General features: G+C 66.1%; 17 protein-coding genes. 9 read left to right on the top strand and 8 right to left on the bottom strand.

Annotated features, from left to right (window positions below; genetic code table 11):
• The first annotated feature begins 194 nt into the window (after positions 1-194).
• On the top strand, positions 195-683 hold the full coding sequence (locus ACOEQ2_RS16160) for a nuclear transport factor 2 family protein (RefSeq protein ID WP_419728967.1): 489 nt from the start codon (positions 195-197) through the stop codon (positions 681-683).
• Between the two features lie 641 nt (positions 684-1,324).
• On the opposite strand, the gene ACOEQ2_RS16165 is transcribed toward ACOEQ2_RS16160, so the two are convergent.
• Positions 1,325-2,188: a MurR/RpiR family transcriptional regulator gene (locus ACOEQ2_RS16165; protein ID WP_419728968.1), complete on the bottom strand. Its 864-nt coding sequence runs from the start codon at positions 2,186-2,188 to the stop codon at positions 1,325-1,327.
• A 234-nt stretch (positions 2,189-2,422) separates the two neighbouring features.
• On the opposite strand from ACOEQ2_RS16165, the gene ACOEQ2_RS16170 reads away from it, so the two are divergent.
• From ACOEQ2_RS16170 to ACOEQ2_RS16190, 5 genes are all read left to right on the top strand, one after another.
• The gene (locus ACOEQ2_RS16170; RefSeq protein WP_419728969.1) at positions 2,423-3,412 is read left to right on the top strand and encodes a sugar phosphate isomerase/epimerase family protein; all 990 of its coding nucleotides are present in this window, start codon (positions 2,423-2,425) and stop codon (positions 3,410-3,412) included.
• 73 nt (positions 3,413-3,485) lie between these two features.
• Complete coding sequence (locus tag ACOEQ2_RS16175) at positions 3,486-4,538, top strand: substrate-binding domain-containing protein (RefSeq protein WP_419728970.1); 1,053 nt, start codon at positions 3,486-3,488, stop codon at positions 4,536-4,538.
• Positions 4,539-4,581: 43 nt separating this feature from the next.
• Positions 4,582-6,120 carry a sugar ABC transporter ATP-binding protein gene (locus ACOEQ2_RS16180; RefSeq protein WP_419728971.1) on the top strand — a complete coding sequence of 513 codons (1,539 nt, stop codon included), beginning with the start codon at positions 4,582-4,584 and terminating at the stop codon, positions 6,118-6,120.
• Between the two features lie 33 nt (positions 6,121-6,153).
• Positions 6,154-7,131, top strand: coding sequence for an ABC transporter permease (locus ACOEQ2_RS16185; RefSeq protein WP_419728972.1), 978 nt, complete (start codon positions 6,154-6,156; stop codon positions 7,129-7,131).
• Entirely contained in the window at positions 7,128-8,012 is an 885-nt protein-coding gene (locus tag ACOEQ2_RS16190) for a ribokinase (protein ID WP_419728973.1), read from the top strand. The genes ACOEQ2_RS16185 and ACOEQ2_RS16190 overlap by 4 nt, the downstream gene beginning before the upstream one ends.
• 228 nt (positions 8,013-8,240) lie before the next feature.
• Here ACOEQ2_RS16190 and ACOEQ2_RS16195 read toward each other — a convergent pair whose 3' ends face one another.
• From ACOEQ2_RS16195 to ACOEQ2_RS16210, 4 genes are all read right to left on the bottom strand, one after another.
• Positions 8,241-9,272: a Gfo/Idh/MocA family protein gene (locus ACOEQ2_RS16195; RefSeq protein ID WP_419728974.1), complete on the bottom strand. Its 1,032-nt coding sequence runs from the start codon at positions 9,270-9,272 to the stop codon at positions 8,241-8,243.
• A gap of 378 nt (positions 9,273-9,650) precedes the next feature.
• Complete coding sequence (locus ACOEQ2_RS16200; protein ID WP_419728975.1) at positions 9,651-14,045, bottom strand: Hint domain-containing protein; 4,395 nt, start codon at positions 14,043-14,045, stop codon at positions 9,651-9,653.
• A gap of 15 nt (positions 14,046-14,060) precedes the next feature.
• Positions 14,061-15,317, bottom strand: coding sequence for an autotransporter strand-loop-strand O-heptosyltransferase (locus ACOEQ2_RS16205; protein WP_419728976.1), 1,257 nt, complete (start codon positions 15,315-15,317; stop codon positions 14,061-14,063).
• The gene (locus ACOEQ2_RS16210) at positions 15,314-16,540 is read right to left on the bottom strand and encodes an autotransporter strand-loop-strand O-heptosyltransferase (protein WP_419728977.1); all 1,227 of its coding nucleotides are present in this window, start codon (positions 16,538-16,540) and stop codon (positions 15,314-15,316) included. The genes ACOEQ2_RS16205 and ACOEQ2_RS16210 overlap by 4 nt, the downstream gene beginning before the upstream one ends.
• Before the next feature lie 235 nt (positions 16,541-16,775).
• On the opposite strand from ACOEQ2_RS16210, the gene ACOEQ2_RS16215 reads away from it, so the two are divergent.
• Positions 16,776-17,924 carry a helix-turn-helix transcriptional regulator gene (locus ACOEQ2_RS16215; protein ID WP_419728978.1) on the top strand — a complete coding sequence of 383 codons (1,149 nt, stop codon included), beginning with the start codon at positions 16,776-16,778 and terminating at the stop codon, positions 17,922-17,924.
• 579 nt (positions 17,925-18,503) lie between these two features.
• Here the strand turns inward: ACOEQ2_RS16215 and ACOEQ2_RS16220 are convergent.
• The 3 genes from ACOEQ2_RS16220 to ACOEQ2_RS16230 are packed head-to-tail and all read right to left on the bottom strand — an operon-like array spanning position 18,504 to position 20,376.
• Positions 18,504-18,743 (bottom strand): LytTR family DNA-binding domain-containing protein, encoded by a 240-nt coding sequence (locus ACOEQ2_RS16220; protein WP_419728979.1) that lies wholly within the window; start codon positions 18,741-18,743, stop codon positions 18,504-18,506.
• Positions 18,744-19,238 carry a LytR/AlgR family response regulator transcription factor gene (locus ACOEQ2_RS16225; protein WP_419728980.1) on the bottom strand — a complete coding sequence of 165 codons (495 nt, stop codon included), beginning with the start codon at positions 19,236-19,238 and terminating at the stop codon, positions 18,744-18,746.
• Positions 19,228-20,376 (bottom strand): sensor histidine kinase, encoded by a 1,149-nt coding sequence (locus ACOEQ2_RS16230; protein ID WP_419728981.1) that lies wholly within the window; start codon positions 20,374-20,376, stop codon positions 19,228-19,230. The genes ACOEQ2_RS16225 and ACOEQ2_RS16230 overlap by 11 nt, the downstream gene beginning before the upstream one ends.
• Before the next feature lie 273 nt (positions 20,377-20,649).
• On the opposite strand from ACOEQ2_RS16230, the gene ACOEQ2_RS16235 reads away from it, so the two are divergent.
• Complete coding sequence (locus ACOEQ2_RS16235; protein WP_419728982.1) at positions 20,650-20,940, top strand: hypothetical protein; 291 nt, start codon at positions 20,650-20,652, stop codon at positions 20,938-20,940.
• A gap of 42 nt (positions 20,941-20,982) precedes the next feature.
• Entirely contained in the window at positions 20,983-22,176 is a 1,194-nt protein-coding gene (locus ACOEQ2_RS16240; RefSeq protein ID WP_419728983.1) for an epoxide hydrolase family protein, read from the top strand.
• The last annotated feature ends 12 nt before the right edge of the window (positions 22,177-22,188 follow it).

A 22,188-nucleotide genomic window follows, 5' to 3' on the forward strand; every position in this document is an offset into this window, starting at 1 on the left:
GTTGAACCCGATAAAGCCGGCATAGCCATCCCGTCGCTCCCTGAGAAGAGCTGCGTCCGCGCGTCTGGCGGGTAGAAATGTACTTGATCGGTGAGGTGGTCTTTTCTTCATTCAGGACCCGGCGCACTCGAGCCTCTTCCTCTTTGTGTGATCGAGACAAACAGCATCCCCAATCCCTGATGGCAGGAGCCGTAATGAAAGACCCAGAGCCGCTTTCCGTGGAAGATCGCTTCGCCATCTTTGAGCAGATGAACCTGCACCAGCAGGCCATAGATGCAGGATGGGGTCTCGACCAGGCGAGGGCGTATGTCGACCTCTACTGGCCGGATGGCAAATTCACGGTAATCGATCTTCGGCATACGACGTTCGAAGGCGCCGACGGTCTCAAGCGAATGTACGACTACGCACATAGCGTATTCCCGATCGAGAAATGGAGCCATCACATGGGCCCGTTCCGCATCGACGGACGTGGCGACACGGCAACCGCACACTGGCGCTGGCTGGTCCGATGGAGCCGGGAGACCCAGGGCATCGTCTCGACGGGGACCTATGACGATAACTGGGAGAAGCGCAACGGCGTTTGGAAGTGTCTTGAACGGACGTCGAGCGTTGACGGCAATTGGCCGTTGCACACGTTTCAGCCCTACGTGGATCGTCAGGATGAACTATACCGCGAGTCCTGATATCGTCGCGGTTGATACCGCCGGCTGCCACAAGCTCAGCTTCGACCCTCCAGGTCAGTATGATCGCGCCGCCTGGTCGAGGGCGGCGCATATCTGATTTTTGGCAGAACCGGTTTCCTCATGAAGCCATTCGAGCAGGGCACTCCATGACTTTATTGCTTTTAGGAGCATGCATGATCGAGATGATTGTCGTGTTCGGGAGAGGGCATCGGAGGGCGTACATCTTGCTCTTGCGTTCCCTATCCGACGCGGCTGTCGGCTCGTCGAGGGAAAATCACGCAGCCTCGAGGGAATCCCACGTACAAATGCCACGCTGCTGCAACTCAGATGACCGCAGCCGAGACCACGCCGCATCGATGTCAGGGCCATCGCGCAGCCACTCAAATTCGGTTGCTTCGAGTGCAGGCTCAACTTCCCTCGAGCGGCTCTCTATGGCTGGAGCGCGGCACGGAAGAATGCCCATCGGCGAGTGTCCCGCGCCAAGTAAGGTCACTACCGCATCAAGAGACACCGTTCCGGTCTGGCTTCAATCACGCCGCTTCAGGTCGGTAACGATTATCGGTTATACCCAGAGGTGCCGCATAGGCGACTGGCCCTGGTCGTAGCCGTCATCCGGTGGTGGCTCGGTCAAGCCCCCGCCGTCAACGCGTGCGCTTGCCGCGCACCGCACCCTGCGTGCGCGACAGGTTCGCTTCCGCAGCGTCGTAATCGCGCTGTGCCACCATCACGAAGACCGCGTCGAGGATGTTGAGCTGGGCGATCCGGGCGGCTGCATTTTCGCCGAGCAGGGGTGAGCCGCGCGCGGTCGAGCAGAGCACGACGTCCGCCACTTCCGCGAGCGGCGAGTTGCGATAGTTGGTCATCGCAACCGTACGGGCATCGTTGCGCCGCGCGGCCTGCAGCGCCTCCAGTGTCACGGTGGTCGAGCCGCTATGGGAGAAGCCGATCGCGACGTCTTCGGGTCCGAGCAGCGAGGCCGACATCAGCATCATGTGCGCGTCGTCCTGGACCGATGCGCGAATGCCGATGCGCAGGAACTTGTGTGCCACGTCACGCGCGATCTGCGCCGACCCGCCGACGCCGTAGAAATCGAGCCGGCGCGCGCCGTGGATGAGCTCGGCCGCGCGTTCCAGAGCGCCGACATCGATGATCGCCATGGTTTCCTCGAGCGCCTGGATCGACGCCCGGAACACCTTCTGGACGATCTCTAGCCCGGTATCGTCTGGCGACAACTCCTCGTGCATCTCGTCGATCGACAACCGGTTGTAGGACGCCACGTTCTCGCGGAAGTCCCGGTATCCGGAGAAGCCGAGCTTCTTGGCGATTTTCACCACCATCGCCTCGGACACGCCGGCATCGTCCGCGACTTCCCGCAGCGAGGTGGCATCCGTGAAGTCCCGGCGAGCGAGCACCTGCTCCACCACCTTGGCTTCGAGCGGGGTGAGGCTCGGCATCATCATCCGAACCCTGGGCCCGATCGACCGGGGGTCTCGCTTCTCGGCCATGCTGTCGCTCCATGATCCTGGTTCGGTCGGGTGTGCCATCAGGCCACAGCAAAGCAAGCCGGCACGGCAAAACATCACAAATAACGACTGACCCGTAAAGTAGGTGCTGGACGGGACGTTTTCTTTCCACTACAAACACCGTCGTCAGGCCTCTCTGCCGGGATGCTCCCGCAACGGCCTTCACGAAGGCCGCGATATCGGTGATGTCGCGGTCGCGGTGCCAGGGTGGATCTCGTGCAGCAAGGCAACCTCCGCTTCGCAACCCGTCTGAACTCGTTCGCCTCCCGCCCCGACGCCTACTGGCCCAAGGGTCAGGGCAAACCGACCCCGCTGCAGATGGCGGAGCGCGCGTCGAAAGCAGAGGGACTGACCGATGTCGACCTTAACTATCCGGATCATCTGGGCCCGGATCCCAGCGCCACGGGTGCCGCGATCCGCGATCTCGGGCTTGAGGTGAACGGCCTGGCGATGCGGTATTACTCGAACCCTGCCTTCAAGATCGGTGCTTTCACCAACCCCGATCCGGTCGTGCGTCGCGAGGCGATCGACCTGACCAAGCGCGGGGTCGATGCCGCACGCGAGGCCGGCAGCACCCTGTTGACCATCTGGCTCGGCCAGGACGGCTTCGACTACGCGTTCCAGGCGGATTATGCGCGCCTCTGGGCAGACGAGATCGACGGCATCCGCGAGGTGGCGCTGCATGATCCCGGTTGCATGATCAGCATCGAATACAAGCCGAACGAGCCGCGCTCGTACGCGCTGCTCCCGGATTGCGCGACCACGCTGCTGGCGCTGAAGGAAATCGATCTTCCCAATACCGGCGTCACGCTCGACTTCGCGCACGTGCTCTACGCCGACGAACAACCGGCTTTTGCGGCAGCCCTGATCAACCGGCACAGCCGGATCCTCGGGCTGCACCTCAATGACGGCTATTCCAAGCGCGATGACGGCCTGATGGTAGGCGCGGTGCATGCCCAGCAGACCATCGAGCTGCTCCGCCAGGTCAAATCGGATGGCTTCGACGGCCCGATCTATTTCGACACGTTCCCCGACCTGACCGGGCTGGATCCGGTGCGGGAATGCGAAGCCAATATTGCCACGGTCCGCGCCATGCTGCGCATCGTGGAGAGGCTCGACGCCGATAACCGCCTCGGCGCCGCGATCGCCGAACAGGACCCGGTTTCGGCACAGATGGTGGTGCAGCAGGCAATGTTCGGCAACTGAGGGCAGCCAGGAACAATCCGGCTGCGTCAGACCTTCATTATAAAAAACAAACGAACCCAAGGTGGGAACGACCATGAAGACCATTCTGCTTTCCGGCGTGATGCTGCTCGTGGCCCAGGTGGCCCTGGCGCAGGATCTCAAGCCGCTCAATCCGGATACCGAGGCCGACCGCATCGACTGGACGCAGCTCAGCGCCAAGTTCGGGCCGTTCCCGAAGCTGCCGGCCGGCACCCGCGCCGGCGCCGTGTCCAAGACCCTGACCAACGAATACTGGCGCCTCCTCGGGCAGGGCTACCAGAAGTTCGGCAAGACGGTCGGCGTGCCGGTGTCGTACCAGGCGGCCCAGAACGAGGGTGACCAGGTCGGGCAGCTTTCGATTGCGGAAACGATGATCACCCAGGGCGTGAGTGTCCTGATGGTCTCGCCGCAGACGAATGCAAACCTCGAGCCGGCTTTGGCCGAAGCGGCCAGCGCGAATATCCCGGTCATCAACGTCAATGATGCGGTGATCCCGGCCGCCGAGCATTATGTCGGCAACGTGCAGCGTGACAACGGCGTCCGCGTGGCGAAATGGTATATCGCCAACCGGCCGAACGGCGGCAAGCTGGCGGTCATCGAAGGCCAGGCCGGCGTGTATGCGGCAGCGCAACGCACCGACGGATTCAAGGCGACGCTTGCCGCCGCAGGGGGCAAGTTCCAGGTCGTGGCCAGCATCCCCGGCAACTGGGATCGCCAGATCTCCTACGACGCGGCGACCACGATCCTGCAGCAGCATCCGGACCTGATCGGGTTCTACTGCAACAACGACACTATGGCGCTCGGTGTCGTAGAGGCGGTGAAGAACGCCAACCTGCTCGGCAAGGTCGCGGTGTTCGGCACCGACGGCATCACCGATGCGTACAAGTCGATCCGCGCCGGCGAGTTGACCGGCACCGTCGACAGCTTCCCCGTGCTGACCGGCGAGGTGGCGCTCGAGGCCAGCCTGCGCATCCTGGCCAAGGAGAAGCTGCCGCGCGTGGTCGCCACCCCGCAGGCGCTGATCACCAAGGACACCGCCGACCGCTACCAGGGCACCGACGACCAGATCCGCGCCGCCCTCGAACAGGATGTCCAGAGAGGCAGCTGACCCACGGGCACCGATCCGAGGCGCCCATCCGGAGGCCGGTTCCATGCAAGATGCCAAGCTGCGACTGCAGGTTCAGGATGTGACCAAGACGTTTCCCGGGGTCAGGGCGCTCAGTGCGATGTCGCTGCGCGTCAGGCCGGGGGAGGTGCACGCCCTGCTCGGCGAGAACGGCGCCGGCAAGTCGACCCTGCTGAAGACGATCTCCGGCGTGCAGAAGCCGGACTCCGGCACGGTGTCGCTCGACGGCCGCGTGTTGACCCTGGACGGACCGCTTGATGCGCGACGTGCCGGGATCGCGATGATCCACCAGGAGCTGCAGCAGGTGCCGGAGCTCACGGTGGCGCAGAACATGTTCCTCGGCCGGCCGTTGCGCCGCGGCCTGTTCACCGACCGGGCGCAGCAGGAGGCGAAGGCGGCGGCGGTCCTGCAGTCTCTGGACCCGGCAATCCGTCCCGACGCGCCGATCCGCACGCTCAAGGTCGCCCAGCGGCAGATCGTCGAGATCGGGCGGGCGCTTTTGGAGAACGCCCAGGTCATCGCCATGGACGAGCCGACCTCGAGCCTGACGCCGAGCGAGTTCCTGCGGCTCGCCGAGGTGATCGCCGACCTGTCCGCAAGCGGGGTCTCGATCATCTACGTGTCGCACAAGATGGACGAGGTGTTCCGCGTCTGCAGCCGCGCCACGGTGATGCGTGACGGCCAGCTGGTGGGTGAGCTCGACCTCGCTGAAACAACGGAGTCGGCCGTCGTCAACATGATGGTCGGCCGCACGTTGGCGGCGGCAACGCACAGCTCGTTCGCGACCACGGAGACCGTGCTGTCGGTGCGAAACCTCGGATCCGGAACCAAGGTCCTCAATGCCAGCTTCGACCTGCATCGCGGCGAGGTTCTGGGCATCGCCGGCCTGATCGGGGCCGGTCGCACCGAGCTGCTTCGGCTGGTCGCCGGCGCCGACAGATCGAGCTCCGGCACGGTCACGCTCAATGGCCGCCGGCTGTCCCTGCGCAGCACCCGATCGGTGATCGCTGCCGGCATCGGCCTGGTGCCGGAGGAGCGCAAGCGGGACGGGATCGTGCCGCAGCGGTCCGTGGTCAACAACATCGCCCTGTCGTCGATGTCGCGTTTCGCACCGCGCGGCCTGATCCGCCGCCGCGCGCTGCGAAAGCGGGCGACCGAGATCCTGACCGGCATCAACCTGCGGCCGATGCAGATCGACCGCCCGATCCGGCTGTTCAGCGGCGGCAACCAGCAGAAGGCGATCATCGCCCGCTGGATCGCGGCCGACACCCAGGTGCTGCTGTTCGACGAGCCGACGCGGGGGATCGATATCGGCGCCAAGGCGGAAATCTACGCCCTGATCGAGCGCCTGGCCGCCGAGGGGCGCTCGATGATCGTGGTGTCCTCCGAGCTGCCCGAGATCCTGCGGGTCGCCGACCGGGTGCTGGTGATGCGCCAGGGCCGGATCGCCGCCGAGCTCGGGCGCGAGGAGCTGAGCGAGCAGGCCATCGTCGCCCACGCGATCCCGCAATCCGCCGCCGATCCGGGCCTGCACGGCCATACGACAGCAACGCCGCACACCTGACCTCTCCGCCCTCCGGCAAACATCGAGGTTTCCATGTCCACCACCATGCAGACGGTCCCGGACCAGTCCCGATCGCTCCGCGTTCCACGCATCAACATCCGCGATTTCGGCACCCTCATCGGTTTGGTGCTGATGATGGCGATCTTTGCCGCCATCGCCCCCGGCTTCCTGAGCGAGCGCAATCTCGTGAACATCCTGCAGCAATCGAGCATCAACGCCTTCGTGGCGCTCGGCATGACCCTGGTCATCATCTCCGGCGGCATCGACTTGTCCGTCGGCCCGACCGCGGCACTCGCGGCCGTGCTGGCCGCGAGCCTGATGACCGTCGGCGTGCCGGTCCCGCTGGCGATCCTGGCCGGCCTGGTGCTGGGCGCGCTGTGTGGCGCGGTGAACGGCATGCTGATCTCGTTCGGTGGCCTGCAGCCCTTCATCGTGACGCTGGGCACGCTCAGCACGTACCGGGCGCTCGCCTTGATCGTCACCGGCGGCAACCCGATCCTCGGCATCCCGCACACGCTGCGCGCGATCGCCAACGGCCGCCTGCTCGGGATCCCGACGTCGGTGCTGCTGGTGGGGCTGGTCGCCATCCTGGCCGGGATCATGCTGCGCCGGACGCCGTTCGGCGAATATCTGCTGGCCGTCGGCGGCAACGAGGAAGCCTCGCACATCGCCGGCGTCCCGATCGCGCTCACCAAGATCGGCGCCTACGCGCTGTCCGGCACCATGGCGGCCCTCGCGGCGATGATCCTGATCGGCCGCCTGGGTGCCGCGGAGCCGATCCTCGGCAGCTCGTGGGAGCTCGACGCGATCGCCGCCGCGGCGATCGGCGGGGCGTCGCTGATGGGCGGCAAGGGCAGCATCATCGGCACGCTGCTCGGCGCCATCATCCTGGGGGCGATGCGCAACGGCCTTACTTTGCTCAACGTGCAGGCCTTCTACCAGCTCCTGGCGACCGGCCTGATCATCCTGTTCGCAATGTTGCTCGATCGCTTCACGCGAGGCCGGTCATGAGCGGCGTGGCCCGGATCGTCGTCGTCGGCAGCCTGCATTACGACATCATCGTGGATGCGGCCGCCCGGCCACGCAAAGGCGAGACCGTCACCGGACGCAGCCTGAACCGGAAATGCGGCGGCAAGGGCGGCAACCAGGCGGTCGCTGCGAGCCGGGCTGGCGTTGCCACGGCGTTTGTCGGCGCGGTGGGTGACGACCCGTTCGGCGACGCGCTGGTCTCCGGATTGGCAAAGGCCGGCGTCGATCATTCCGATGTCGTGGCGCACCCGGACGTGAGCTCGGGCACCAGCATCGCGATCTTCGACGACGAGGGCGATTACGGTGCGGTGATCGTGTCCGGCAGCAATCTGCTGATCACGCCCGGACAATTGCGGCCGGACCTGTTCGGCACGGACAGGATCCTCGTCCTGCAGAACGAGATCCCCGAAGCCATCAACGCGCAGGCGGCGCGGTCCGCTCGCGCGCACGGCATGACCGTGATCCTCAACGCAGCGCCCGCTCGGCCATTCACCACGGACCTGGCGGATTTCGTCGATGTCCTGGTCGTCAACGCAATCGAGGCGGAAATGCTGGGAGGCGGGACGGTCGACGGTCTTGCCCAGGCCTCTCACGCAGCCCGCATTCTTTGCGAGCGGTTTCCTGCGGTGGTCGTCACGGCGGGTGGTGACGGGGTCGCCTATGTTGACCGCAAAGGCGGGCACCATGAAATTGCGGCGATTCCGATCACGGTGCGCAGCACACACGGTGCCGGTGATAGTTTCGTGGGAACCCTGGCAGCCGCGATTTCACGAGGCGAACTCATGAAGCCGGCACTCGAGCACGCGAATATCGTCGCGGCACAGCTCGTGGCGACTCCCGAGGCGGAGCGCGCCAACTGGTGAGGCTTTGCGCTGGATCGGCAGTCGAAAGGCCGAGGTGGTCTGGCTTCCGCCCACCATACGCCCGGACAAACGCTGCGCCGGCAGGCGACGCACTTTCCAGTGCCATCGACTGGTTGGCCACCTCACGTCACGTTCCGATATACCCAGCGGATGCCGGGTGGGTCGGACCTGAACACGGTGTCGGTGAAGAGCACCAGTCTGATATTTCCCCCGCATAGCCTGTCTTGTTCAGCTCGATGCGGGTTCGACCGGAAGTGCCGTTTCGGCCGAGCGGTAGCAGGCTTCGACCAGCGCGAATGTGCGCAGATTGTCATGGCCCGACGTCGCCGGGATGGCGCCGGTCTCGAGGCAATCGAGCCAGTGCGCCTGGGTCGAGACGACGCTGTCCTGCGTCAGCAGCCAGGGCTCGGTGCCCCAGGACGACGGCGCCGGCGGGATCGTCTCCGTCCGGGTGCCGGCAGGCGACGTCACCGTCAGGCGGTAGCGGTCCTCGAGGCGGAGCGATCCCTCGGTCCCCTCCAGGTGAATCAGGGTCTGCGGGAACGGATCCGGCGACTGCCTGCTCGAATAGGTGATGTCGACGATGCTGGTGGCGCCGTTCCTGTGCCCCAGCATGACCGTCGCCATGTCCTCGCCCTTGATGCCGGGCCGGATGCTCTGTGTCCGGCAGAACACCTGGTCGACCTCGCCGAGAAACGCGCGGGCGACATCCAGGACATGGATCCCGAGATCGAGCAGGATGAAGCGGTTCAGCTCGGCGAGGTAGGGCTGTCCGGCGATGACGTCGAAGCCGGTGCGCCAGGAGAACCGTCCCCAGGTCGGTCGGCCGATCTCGCCGCTCCGGAACCTGTCGATCGCGGCGCTGATCGGGCGCTGGAAGCGGAAGTTCTCGTGCACCATCAAGGGCAATCCCGCCTGGTCCATCTCCGCCACCAGCGCCACGGCATCGTTCCAGTCCGGTGCCAGCGGCTTCTGCACGATCGCGGCAATGCCGTGCCTGGCGCACAGCCGGACGATGGGCAGGTGGGACGGTGCGGTCGTGACCACGTCCAGGAAGTCCGGCTTCTGGGCGACCAGCATCTCCTCGATGTCGGTATAGGCCCCGGGGACGCCGAACCTGTCGCTGGCCGACTTCGCCTTGGCCGGGTCGAGGTCGCAGACGGCGACCAGGTCGCAGCGGTCCCGCAGGTCACGCCAGGCATTGAGATGATTGTCGGCAAAGAAGCCGCAACCGACGAGAGCGGCGCGTTTCCGAGGCATCGGGTGTTCTCCGTGAAGCCACCATCCGCCATCGAAGCCGCGAGCGGTCGGCTATCGTCAAGCGCGAAGCAGGTCGGCCGTCTACTGCCATTCGATCTGCCGGGCAGCAGCCGCTCGCGGGTCCGCCGGCATCCAAGCGATGCGCGTTCAACACTGTGCCCGACGAGTGGCCTCTACCGCATCGGGCGGCAGCAGCCACGCACGGGCGACGGCGACCACCAGCATCCATGCGAGCACCGACCATCGCCTGGCGGCATCATGGTCGCACTCAGGGTTGCATGTCCGCGCGGCCGAACATCGGGCCTCGGGGTCTCCAGAGGATCGATCTGGCCTGCCGTTGCCCGAGCGGCACTCCAGATCGTCCCGCTCGTCGAACGGCTACGCCGACGCCACGAGCCGCCTCGGCGCCGCAGGCGCGGTGTCCACGACCGGATACTCCAGGGTCGCGACCACCGTGATCTCCACCAGAATTGCCTCGGGTGGAAGCATCAGATCCGCCTCGCCATCGGTCCAGCGCCATGCGTGCGTCTCGTCGGCCTCGAGTGCCCACCATCCCTGCTCGAGCGTCTCGAGCCCTATCGCGACCGGATCAAGTCCGCCGGACGAGGTCCACACACAGATATGCCCGACCGCCACCCCGAGTGAACGGCGGTCGTCGAGCCATGGCATGGTGTCGGCCGGAGCAGCGTGCCGGGACCGAAGCGTGAGCCGTGTCTGGCATCCGGGCCGGAGCAGAAACATGTGCCGCCCACCCGGCGACCGCTGCTCCGGCTCGAGCGACGTCCCGTCCGTCATCACCAGCTGGAGTGCCGCATCCCTGCTCGTGGCAGGCTTCTGCACCTCATGGCCGAGAACAACGGCGCGCGCGGCCAGTGCCTCCCAGATCGGCTGGACTCGCGCAGCCGCGGTGACCAGGGGGGCGACGGCGCGGCTGTCGTCGCTGCGGGAGAAGTCCGCATGCAGCGCGAGCGGCGCGCCCCCGTTGCTGAACATGCAGCGGTTCCCGGTATCGAGATAGCTCTCCGCCTCGGCGCCCTCGGCAATCAGGATGCCGTGCCGCTCGAGTTCGACGTGAAAGTAATGCACGGCCGGCACCGACTCGATGGTGATGCTGCTGCCATTGACCAGCTGGCGAGCGGCGATCAGCACCCCATCCAGGAGCAGCGCGTGATCGGGCGAGAGGCGCAGCGGACGAGACGGAATGCCGACATCGAGCGAGCCCGGGGCAAAGCGGACCGGATTGACCCGCGCCGGGTTCGGGTGCCGTGCCGGCTCCAGGCGTCGCTCGCCGACCCAGCTGACTGCCCGCAGCAGGTCCCGGCCGTCCTCGCGCACCACGAGCATGTCGCCGGCCTTGACCTCCTCGACGGCGACCTCTCCGGCCGGTCCGAGCAGCCTGGTGCCGGCGGCAAAACAGGGCGCCTCGACAAGGATGGTGCCGTCCGCCGCCTGATCCAGCCTCGGCATCACCGTCGACGCACCGGCGATGTCGAGGGAGACGGTTCCGGTCGGCGTCGTGACGGTCACGGTATCGCCGGATACGAGGATGCTGTCGGCACCCGGACTGTATGCGTAGGCGCCGAGATCGATGAAGTCGCCCGACCCGAAGCCGGAGATCACGTTGGTCGGCGCGGCCGCAGTGTCGATCCGCAGCGTGCCGGGATCTGCGAAACTGATGGCGCCGCTGCCGGCAGCGGACACGGTGCCGAGTTCCAGGGTGCCGCCGCTGATGATGCTGCCGCCGGTGTAGCCGTTGGAGGTGGCGAGCACGACGGTGCCTGGCCCGGACACGATCACGTCCCCGCCGCCGCTGATGGTGCCGCTCTCGGTCAGCGTGCCGCCGCCTGCGAAGATGGCGTTGCCATAGCCGTTGCCGTCCGCATCGACGTACAGCGTGCCGCCGCTCTCGATCATCGCGTTGATCTCGGAGCCACCACCGCGCACGAGCTCGGTGGCACCGTTGGTGATGGTGGTGGCAGATCCCGTGCCGCCCGCATCGATGGTGAGGCTGCCACCTGCGGAGAGGATTTCCGACAGCGCCGTGCCGCCGCCCTGGATCTCCTGGTACGCGAGGATGGTGTCCTGCGTGAACGTCCCGCCGGCCTCGGCGTATGTGGTGTTCTCGAGCGTCACGCCGCTGACGACACCGCCCGTATCGGCGATGAGCCGTCCGCCGCCGCTATAGATGCCGCCGGTGAGCGTGCCGGAGACCTGCAGATTGCCGTCCGCAGTGCCGCTGTTGGTGACGGTGCCGAGCAGCAGGCCATCCGCGTAGCCGGACAGGACCCCGCCGGCCGCGATGGTGCCGCCGCTCATCACGCCGATGCCGTGGCCGTCCGCGTCGAGATAGAGCGTGCCGCTGACGACGGCGTCGGTCTCGCTGCCGCCGCCATGGACCAGCTCGTAGCCGGCGCTGATGACGGTGCCGGAGCCGGTGGCGCCGTCATCGATGAACAGGCTGCCACCCGACACCGTTTCCGACAGCGCCGTGCCGCCGGTCTGGACCTCTTCGCTGGCGACGATGGTATCGTGGGTCGCCGTCCCGCCGGCGGCCACCAGGGTCGTGTTCTCGAGCGTCACGCCGCTGATGACGCCCCCGGCATCTGCCTGCAGACGCCCGCCACCGCTATAGACACCGCCGCTCAGGATGCCCGAGACCTGCAGACTGCCTTCCGCGGTGCCGTCATTCGTGACGGTGCCGAGCAGCAGGCCGTCAGCCAGGCCGGAGAGAATGCCGCCGGCCGCGATGGTGCCGCCGCTCATCACGCCGATGCCGCCGCCGTCCTGGTCGAGATAGAGCGTGCCGCTGACGAGGGCGTTGATCTCGATGCCGCCGCCACGGACATACTCAAAGCCGGTGCCGATGACGGTGCCGGATCCGGTGGCACCGGCATCGATGTAGAGGCTGCCGCCGGACACGGTTTCCGACAGTGCCGTGCCGCCGTTCTGGGCCTCTTCGCCGGCGACGATGGTGTCATGGGTTGCCGTCCCGCCGGCAGCCACCACTGTCGTGTTCTCGAGCGTCACGCCGCTGATGACGCCCCCGGCATCTGCCAGCAGGCGCCCGCCACCGCTATAGACACCGCCGCTCAGGATGCCCGAGACGTCGAGGGTCCCTTCGGCGGTACCGCTATTCGTGACGGTGCCGAGCAGCAGGCCATCGGCCAGGCCGGAAAGAATGCCGCCGGCCACGATGGTGCCGCCACTCATCATGGCGACACCGTTGCCGTCTGCATCGAGGAAGAGCGTGCCGCCGCTGCTGACGATGGCGTCGGTCTCGCTGCCGCCGCCATGGACATACTCGTAGCCGGTGCTGATGACGGTGCCGGATCCGGTGGCACTGCCATCGATGAACAGGCTGCCGCCGGAGACCGTTTCCGACAACGCCGTCCCGCCGGCGTAAATCTCCTCGCGGGCAAGGATGGCGTCGTGCGTGAGCGTGCCACCGGAGCCGGCGTAGGTGGCGTTCTCGATCATGACGCCGCTGACGACGCCGCCTGCATCGGCGAGCAGCCGTCCGGCGCCGCCATAGATGCCGCCGGCGAGCGTGCCCGAGACCTGCAGACTGCCTTCCGCGGTGCCGTCATTCGTGACGGTGCCGAGCAGCAGGCCGTCAGCCAGGCCGGAGAGAATGCCGCCGGCCGCGATGGTGCCGCCGCTCATCACGCCGATGCCGCCGCCGTCCTGGTCGAGATAGAGCGTGCCGCTGACGAGGGCGTTGGTCTCGATGCCGCCGCCCCGGACATACTCGAAGCCGGTGCCGATGACGGTGCCGGAACCGGTGGCACCGGCGTCGATGTAGAGGCTGCCGCCGGACACGGTTTCCGACAGCGCCGTGCCGCCGGTCTGGATCTCCTCGTAGGCAACGATGGTGTCGTGGGTGGCTGTGCCACCGGCACCGACATAGGTGGTGTTCTCGATCAAGACCCCCGAGATGACGCCCCCGGCATCTGCCTGCAGGCGCCCGCCACCGCTATAGACGCCGCCGCTGAGGATGCCGGAGACGTCGAGGGTGCCTTCGGCAGTACCGCTATTCAGGACGGTGCCGAGCAGCAGGCCATCGGCCAGGCCAGAAAGAATGCCGCCAGCCACGATGGTGCCGCCGCTCATCCTGCCGACGCCGCCGCCGTCCGCATCGAGGAAGAGCGTGCCGCCGCTGCTGACGATGGCGCCGGTCTCGCTGCCGCCGCCACGGACATACTCGAAGCCGGTGCTGATGACGGTGCCGGAACCGGTGGCACCGGCATCGATGTAGAGGCTGCCGCCGGACACGGTTTCCGACAGCGCCGTGCCGCCGGCCTGGATCTCCTCGTAGGCGAGGATCGTGTCGTGGGTGGCTGTGCCGCCGGCACCGACATAGGTGTCGTTCTCGACCGTCACGCCGCTGATGACGCCACCGGCATCCACGAGCAGCCGTCCGCCACCGCTATAGACGCCGCCGGCAAGGGTGCCGGAGACCTGCAGGTTGCCCGCGGCAGTGCCGCTGTTGGTGACGGTCCCGAGCAGCAGACCGTCGGCCTCGCCGGATAGGAGGCCGCCGAGCTCGATGGTGCCACCGTCCAGGATGCCGATGCCGCCGCCGTCTTCGTCCAGATAGAGCGTGCCGCCGAGCAGTACGTCGGCGCCCATCTCGACACCGCCGCCATGCACCAGCTCGACACCGCCGACGATGACGGTGGTGTCGATTGCCGTGCCGCCCGCATCGACGATCACTTCATTGATCGGGCTCGCGATCAAACCGGTGCTGGTGGAGCCACTGGTGACTTCAGTCATGTCTGGTGTTTCCTGTTATCGCTTGGCTGCAGCTGAAAGATCGCGAAGGCCGATGGCGCGCAGGCCGGACTTCACGTGTTCGGCAGTAATCGAGCGGGTGCACTCGAAGGCACGGTCGGTGCCCTTGTGACGCGGGCACCACAAATAATCGGCGTGGTCGAAACGGTACCGAGGGTCGTTCCAGCACGAGTTGCAGACGTGCCAGTTGATCACGCGGCCTGGCGTGGCGAACTCGTTGGTCGGATGCGTGAAGCCCGAGATCATCACCACCGGACAGCCGGCCGCCCAGGCGAGCCAGGCCAGTCCCGAAGAGCAACCGACGAAAGCCGCAGCGTGACGCAGCCAGCGCGCGCGCTCGATCAGCGGCCTGTCGCCGGTCTCGTCCTCGGCGCCATGCGGCATCGGCGTCCAGACCAGGCCCCTGCCGTGGACCTGCTCCCTGTCGATGCAGATCACCCGGTAGCCTTGCGACTTCAGGTGCCGGACGATCTCCAGCCAGCCATGCGGATTGGTCCATTTCTTGGCATGCGTGCTGGCCTGCACGGCGATGCAGACGTACGGCTCCGCGACCGGCCTGCTCTCGTCGGGAAAGAACAATTCGGGCGCTGCCTCGACCGGGTCGACGCCCAGGATGTAGCCGGCCGTACGATGCAGGCCGACATGCCGAAAGTCGGTCGGCTGCCAGATGTTTTCAGCGTCGTCGAAGAACAGGCCTATATTATACGTCGCGTAGTATCGGTCTGCTTCCACCTGCGCATGGCCGATGAACCGGATATGCGGATAGGCACCCTCGAACAACGGGATCAGCCGCTCCGCCATCGCCACGGTCAGCCGGCACTCATGCACGGACTGGAACCGCACGGCGTAGGGCATCCAGCCGACGCTGTCGCCGATGGTTCCGACCGGTAAAGTGATCAGCACGTCGCGGTCGCATGCGTCGAAGCGGTGCGACATCAGGAGGACGCCGGCCGTGTCCCAGACCTCGAGCGAGAAGCGCACGAAGAAGCGCTTGCCGCTCTGGATCGTGACCCCGCCGCGGGTGCTCTCGAACAGGATGTTGCCGGTGTCGAGGTCGCGCAGCCTTGCACGAAATTGTCCCAGGGGAAGCTGCAGCCGCGCACCCAGGTTGAAGTCGTAGCGGATCCCCACGGGCCCCTCCTGGGTCGGGCGCGCCGCCGGAGGCGGGAAATTGGGCATCCGGATCGGGGGCTCGTCCTTGACCTGCGCTGCCGGGCCGGCAGCTTCGAGATCGATCGGAAGCAGCTGGTTCATGCGGCTCGCCCGACCCTGGCTGATACCGTCTGCCGGTGCGCGCCGAAGCCGGGGATGCGTTCGATCACCGTCTGCACGTGCTGAGCCGTGATCAGGCGGCTGCATTCGAATTGTCGGGCGGTGCCGGCATGCCGCGGGCAGAACAGGAAATCGCGAGGGTTGAACTGGTGGCGGAGGTCGTTGGCGCAGCCGTTACAAGCGAAATCGTTGGTGACGCGGTACGTCGCCGCGAATTCGTTCAAAGGCAACGTGAAGCCGCCGATCATCACGACCTCGGTGCCGACCGCCCAGGCAAGCCAGGAGAGGCCGCTCGACAAACCGACAAAGAATGCAGCGTGGCGCAACCAGCGCGCCCTTTCCGAAAGCGGGCGGTCGCCGGTCTCGTCCTCGGCCCCGTGGGGGAGGTGGTTCCAGACCAGGCCGCTGCCGTTGACCGGCTGCCGGTCGATGCAGATCACCCGGTAGCCAGCCTGTTTCAGGAACGCGATGACCTGCGTCCAGCCAAGCGGATTGTTCCAGTATTTGGCCTGGCTCGTTGCTTGCGTCGCTATGCACACATACGGCTCGTCGATCGGCCGGCCGCCCGGATCGATCGACAGCTTCGGGCGGCGATCCTCCAGCGACAATCCCAGGATGTGAGCAGCGGCGTGGGACAGCCCGACCTGACGATAATCGCTGGGTTGCCAGTCATGATCGTGGTCGTTGTAGAAGATACAGACCTTGTAGGTGGCGTAGAACGCCGTGCGTTCCAGCAGCGTCGCCAGCTCGGCGGCGGTCACGAGGCGCAGCTCCGGCTGCATCGAACCCAGGAGCGGCACGAGGGCCGGAGCGACGCAGCAGGTCACCCGAGCTGCATGGGCAACGGCGAATGAAGCGGCCTGGCCAATCCAGGCCAGCTGGTCGCCGAGCCCTCCAAGCTCCATCCGGATTAACACCTCGCGTTCGCGGAGGTCGAGCCGATGGTCGAAGACGAGGCTGCCGTCCAGCCGCAGTTCGATATGGAACCGGACGAAGTATTTCTTGAGGCTGAGGATCGTCCCGCCGGCAGAGGCTGCGTCGCACAACACGCTGCCGGTTTCCAGATCCGTCAGGCGCACCTGCCAATTCCCAGGCGGCAGCAGGATCCGGCACCCCTCATTGAAGTCGAAACGAACACCATGCGGGCCGATGCAGGCCGGAATGGCGGAAATCCTGGTCGATGCCGATACGGCCGGGGGGGTCATGATGCTTCAGTCGGCAAGTATAACCCAGTCATCGAAGTCGCCTCACGGTGCCGTCGCGTCGTGAGCGGCAAGCTAGGCAGGGGTCGTGAAACAGTCGTCATGCATATGCATGACGACCATTCCTTTCCCGTTTTATTACCGCTCGTTCAGGGCAGTCTCGTTACTCTCCCGCTTTACAATAGCGCGGCTGCGATTAGGCTTCCGACCCAGTCCAAGGGCTGCCAATGGTGTCGCGGTGATCGATTTCGACCGTCTCGACGGTGCCCTTGAACTTATATACGACGCTGCGGTCGATCGACACCGACAACCTCGACTGCTCGCGGAACTTGCAAGTCTTTTCAACGCGCACTTCTCGGACAGCTTCACTCGAACTGTCGATTTTTCCACTTTCAGCGGCAGGGTCCATGGTCTCGACCGTCGTGATTACGAAGACGAGTTTCTCGGAATATGGGTCAAGCGGAATGTCTGGAGTCAGAAGCGTCCGGTCGTCAGGGCGGGCGAGATTTTGACAACGCGGGACATGGTTTCGATCAGCGACCTGCGAGCAAGCGAACTCTTCAACGAATATCTCGACGTCCGCGGGCTGCACGAGGGCCTGAGGTTCGACCTGTTCGCCGATACGGAAGTCATCGAGGATATTTCCATTCTGCGCGACTGGAAGGCGGGCCCGTTCCAGGCAGGAGAACTCCGGGCGGCACGAGTACTGCTGCCGCATCTGTGCCGGTCCCGGATGGTCAGCCGGCGGCTGGACGAGGCCAAGATGCTCGCAGGGGCCGGGCTGGCCGCGCTGGACCAGATCAGGACGGCGATCCTGGTGCTGGACCGGCGTGGCCGTGCGATCCACCGGAACGCTGCCGGCCGCCGGCTGCTCGACGCCGGTGACGGCCTCGTCCTGACCGCCACGGGGTTGGCCGCAGCAAACAGCACGGAGACCCGTCGATTGGAGGTGATGATCAGCCGTGCTGCGGGTGTACACGGTCGTCCGGGACGATCCGGAGCGATCCGACTGCAGAGGCCGGCTGGTGGCCCGGCGCTCCTGCTCATTGCGTTGCCGCTTCCGGAAGGGCGGCCACCAGCGGAGAGCGAGCCGATCGCGGAACTCCTGCCACTGTCGTCTCCGCGCGTGCTGCTGACGATCATCGACCCGGCGGTGCGTGGTCTATTGCCGCAGAGCCAGCTCGTGGCGCTCTTTGACCTGACGCCGGCGGAGGCACATCTCGCGACCGAGCTGCTTGGCGGCGACGACCTGCAGGCGATCGCAACGCGGAGCGGCCGCAGTATCAACACCGTCAGAAGCCTGCTTGGACGGTTGATGTCCAAGACCGAAACCCGGCGACAGTCCGAGCTGATGCGGATGCTGTCCCAGCTCCCTGCTGCGGCATGAACCCGCACCGCTCAGGGATTGCGATCAGGCCAATTCGGGCACGACCTTGGCAACGCCGCTGTCGCCTGATGCCAACCTTGCCGCGACGCTGAATTCATCGATGTCCGCCCGATCTGCATCGCCTTGTAACCGAAATGGCGTTCAATCGATCGCCCGGATGTCGTCGTGCCGTCACGAAGTGCCCCTGCAGAGCCAATGCGGCTTGCAGACGCTGACGGAACGCCACGAGAAGATGACAGCCTGATCCGCGTGATGATCCGCGTGGTAATTGTGGGATCAGCTACGGTTGAGGACGTTGCCGGAGGTGGCGATCACCGAAAAGGTGACACCGTCCCGAAGTACTGCAGCATGTGCGACGCCGTCGCTGCCGCGATATCACGTTGCGTCCCATCATAGACGCCGCCTGATCTTCCGTGCATGTGTCGAACATCGATCATGATCACGAAAAAGCAAGGCCGGGGCACAATGCGACGCCGCTGCGACACTGATGGGACGCCGTGCACGCAGCGTCCCGCGTTCGGTTGATCGAAGCTCCCCGACACCGCCCCGATCGGCCGGAACTCAGCCCAGGTCGGGAGCTCATGACCCGATCATGGCCTTGGCCGCCGCGAGGTAGGTACGTCCGATCCTGACCTCCGTCCCGCCAGCGAGCGCCGCGTGCCAGGCGCCCAGGCCGTCGTGACGCAGTCGCGTGATCGCCGCACGCCGCACGATGACCGACCGATGCAGCCGCAGGAAGCGTTCGGGATCGAGCTTGCGCTCCAGCTCGCCCAGCGTTCGATGCACCAGATAGCTGCGTGCCCCCACATGCAGCCGCATTTAGTCGCGCTCCGCCTCGATCCGGTCGATCTCGGCGACGGAAAGTCGGATCATCTCCGACCGGTGCGGGACCCAGAGCTCCTCGACCCAGGGTGAGGACGTGGTCCTGCCGACGGCGGGCGCGGCGTCCGATACGCGGGCCACCGCCTTGGCCAGCCGCTCGAGCTCCACAGGCTTGAGCAGGTAATCGCTGGCGGCGACGTCGAAGGCGCTCACCGCGAACTGGTCGAACGCGGTGCAGAACACCAAGGCCGGACGGACGGGTCGTCGCTCCAGGGCGCGTGCCACCGCCAGTCCGTCCAGGCCCGGCATGGAGATGTCGAGCAGGATCAGGTCGGGTGACAGCGCCTCGATCAGCCGTAGCGCAGCCTCGCCGTCGGATGCGGCCCCCACCAGCTCCACCGCGTCCAACCGGGCGCAGAGCACCTGCAGCCGCTCCACCGCGAGCGGCTCGTCGTCCACCACCAGGGTGCGCAGGGGGCGATCAGCCGGCACGGTGCGCCAGGGGCAGCGTGAGCTCGACCCGGAAGCCGCCCCCGGGTCCGCGCACCCAGCGGCAGCCGGCCGCGTCGCCATAGCGGGCGGCCAGGCGGTCAGAGACGTTGCGCAGGCCGACGTCCGTGCCATCTGCTCCGTCACCGGCGGCCGGCGCCCCGTCATCCGCCACCGACAGAACAAGCCTGGCACCAACCAATTCCGCGCGAAGCGTGATCGTCACCGGGCGCGCGGTCGCCGACACGCCGTGCTTGACCGCATTCTCCACCAGCGGCTGCAGGATCAGTCCCGGCACGCGCACACTCCCGAGTTCCGGAGGATAGTCGATGTCGACGATCAGGCGCTCGGGGAAGCGCACGGCCTCGATGTCCAGGTAGAGCCGCTGCAGTGCGATTTCCTCGGCGAGGGTGACGTCCTGGGTCGGGTCGCCGCTGAGGCTGGTGCGGAAGAAGATCGACAGGTTCACGATCATCCGCTCCGCCGCCTGCGAGCGGCCGGTCATCACCAGGCTGGAGAGCGAGTTCAGGGTGTTGAACAGGAAGTGCGGATTGACCTGGTAGCGCAACGCACGGAGTTCGGCTGACTGGGCGGTGGCCCGAAGCTCCGCGCCGCGCCGTTCCAGGGCGCGCACCTCGCCGGCGTATTGGAGGGCCAGGTACAGGGCTGACCAGGCGATGAACAGGAAGTAGCCATCCGCCGTGGTGCCGATGATCTGCTCGGACAGAGTTTCGTCGTCGCAATCGAGCTGGCCGAGAGCCAGTCCGCCGCCTGCCGCAGCACCGGCCATGGTGCTCCCGGCACGCGGGCATCCCCAGCTTTGCCCGGGGACCAGCCCGCCGCCAGGCACGGCGATCGGAACGGCAAACACCAACGCGTTCAGGATCGAGTAGGCCAGGGCAGCCGGCAGGGCGATCGCTGCGGCGGCCACGATGCTGCGCGGCAACGATCCCGCCATCCGTTTCAAGAGCCGGTGGACCGCCCAGGTCACCCCCATCATCAGCAGGATCACCACGGCGCGCCGGGCGATCATGTCCCATTGGTGCGGCCGCGCGACGGCGACGGCGCGGACCGTGCTGACCAGGAAGTAGAGCAGCCAGAAGCCGACGATCGACGCCCAGGCCGTATCGAGGTGTCGCACCCTGAGGGGCGTTCGAGGTCTCGGTGCGTGCATGAAGACGTATAGCCCGTGGACCGGCTCCACGCAGATCCTTTTCGCGTCGTTCATCGAGCCCGGTGCGCGGTTGGTCGAAGACCGGTTCCGATCGGGCCGGTCGCTGGGCAGGATCGCGCGACGCGCTTCTCCCCTGTGGGAGACGAAGCCTGCGATGATGCGGATCATCCGTCCCGCGGTGTTCCACCAGATAGGAAAATCGGTGAACGAAACTCTACCAGATGACGACGCAGCGCTGCCATGCTCGACAACATCATGCTCTACCGGCTGACGGCAAAGGCCGCCTCGTCGGCGCGGCTGCATGCGCAAAGCTTCACGGCCCACACCGGGCGACAAATGCTGGATGTTCCGGTCGGCGTCGGCCTGTTTCCGGAAGAGATCGACCTGCCGCCGCGGATCCGGGGCGAGCGGACCTATCCCAGGCTCTTCTCCTGGACCCGCGCGCCGAGGGGAGGCCATTTCGAGGCGTTCGAGCAGCCCGCGCTGTTCACCTCGGAACTGCGGGCGTGTTTCGCGAGTGTCCGGACCTAGGCCAGCGTCGGGCCTCGTCGATTAAGAAAAGGAAATGCTCCCATGTTGGTCACGCGACGCGAGGCTCTCGTCGGCTTCGCTGCCTTAGGCTGTACCGCTTCAGCACTTGCGAAGGAGACCGTTCTGATCGAACCTTTTCAAATCCCGTGGGATCCCGACATGGTTGCGGACCTCGATCGCCGCCTCGGGGCCACGCGCTGGCCCGATGCCGTCACGACCGATTGGTCCTACGGAATGGAGGAGGGCTTCCTCGCCAAACTGACGGCCTACTGGGAGCGCGACTATGCCTGGTCGGACCGCCGTGCAAAGCTGAACCGGCTTCCCCATTTCCGAGCCACGATCGATGGGTTCGGAGTGCATTTCCTGCATTTCCGCGGCTACGGGCGGAACGCCATTCCACTCCTCCTGATGAATGGCTGGCCATCCAGCTTCGTCGAATACCAGCGCCTGGCGCCGCTCCTGGCCGAGGGGGAACCGCCTTTCGATATCGTGATCCCCACATATCCAGGGTTCGGCTTTACCGATCGGCCGACGCGGCCCTACCAGGTCGAGCCGGCCGACCTCTATGCCAAGCTGATGACGGCACTTGGTCATGATCGCTTCATGGTGTCCGGCACGGACATCGGAACAGGGGTCGCGACACGACTGGCGCTGGATTATCCCGATCGGGTTCTCGGGGTGCACATATCGGCTGTCTCACACAAGCCGGCCTCCGCGGGTGAACCGCCACCCACTGCGGCGGAGCTCGCCTACATGGCAGCCGACGTGGTCTGGGATCGAGATGAGGGCGGATATCAGGCGATCCAGACGTCGCGGCCGCAAACCCTGGCGTTCGGGCTCGCAGATTCTCCCACAGGGCTCGCAAGCTGGATCGTGGACAAGTTTCGCGCCTGGTCCGATTGTCGCGGCGACGTCCTCTCGGTGTTCCCTGCGGAAACGCTGGTCGACAACCTGATGGTCTATTGGACGACCAACACCATCGCCTCCTCGAACCGCTACTATTACGAGGCCGTTCACCATCGTCCACGATTGAGGCCGGAGACTTACGTACGTCCACCCACCGCCATAGCAATCTGGCCCCGCGACGTCGCGCTGCCGCCGCGCGAGATGGCCGAGCGGCTCTATAATGTCCGGCGCTATACGGTCTTTCCGCGCGGAGGGCATTGCCCGGCTTGGGAGGCGCCCGAGTTATATGCCGACGACCTGCGGCAGTTTGCCATCTCGATCGCCGCCTGAATGGCGACCTGG

The organism is Lichenicola sp. (genome assembly GCF_965198575.1).
Lineage (GTDB): Bacteria > Pseudomonadota > Alphaproteobacteria > Acetobacterales > Acetobacteraceae > Lichenicola.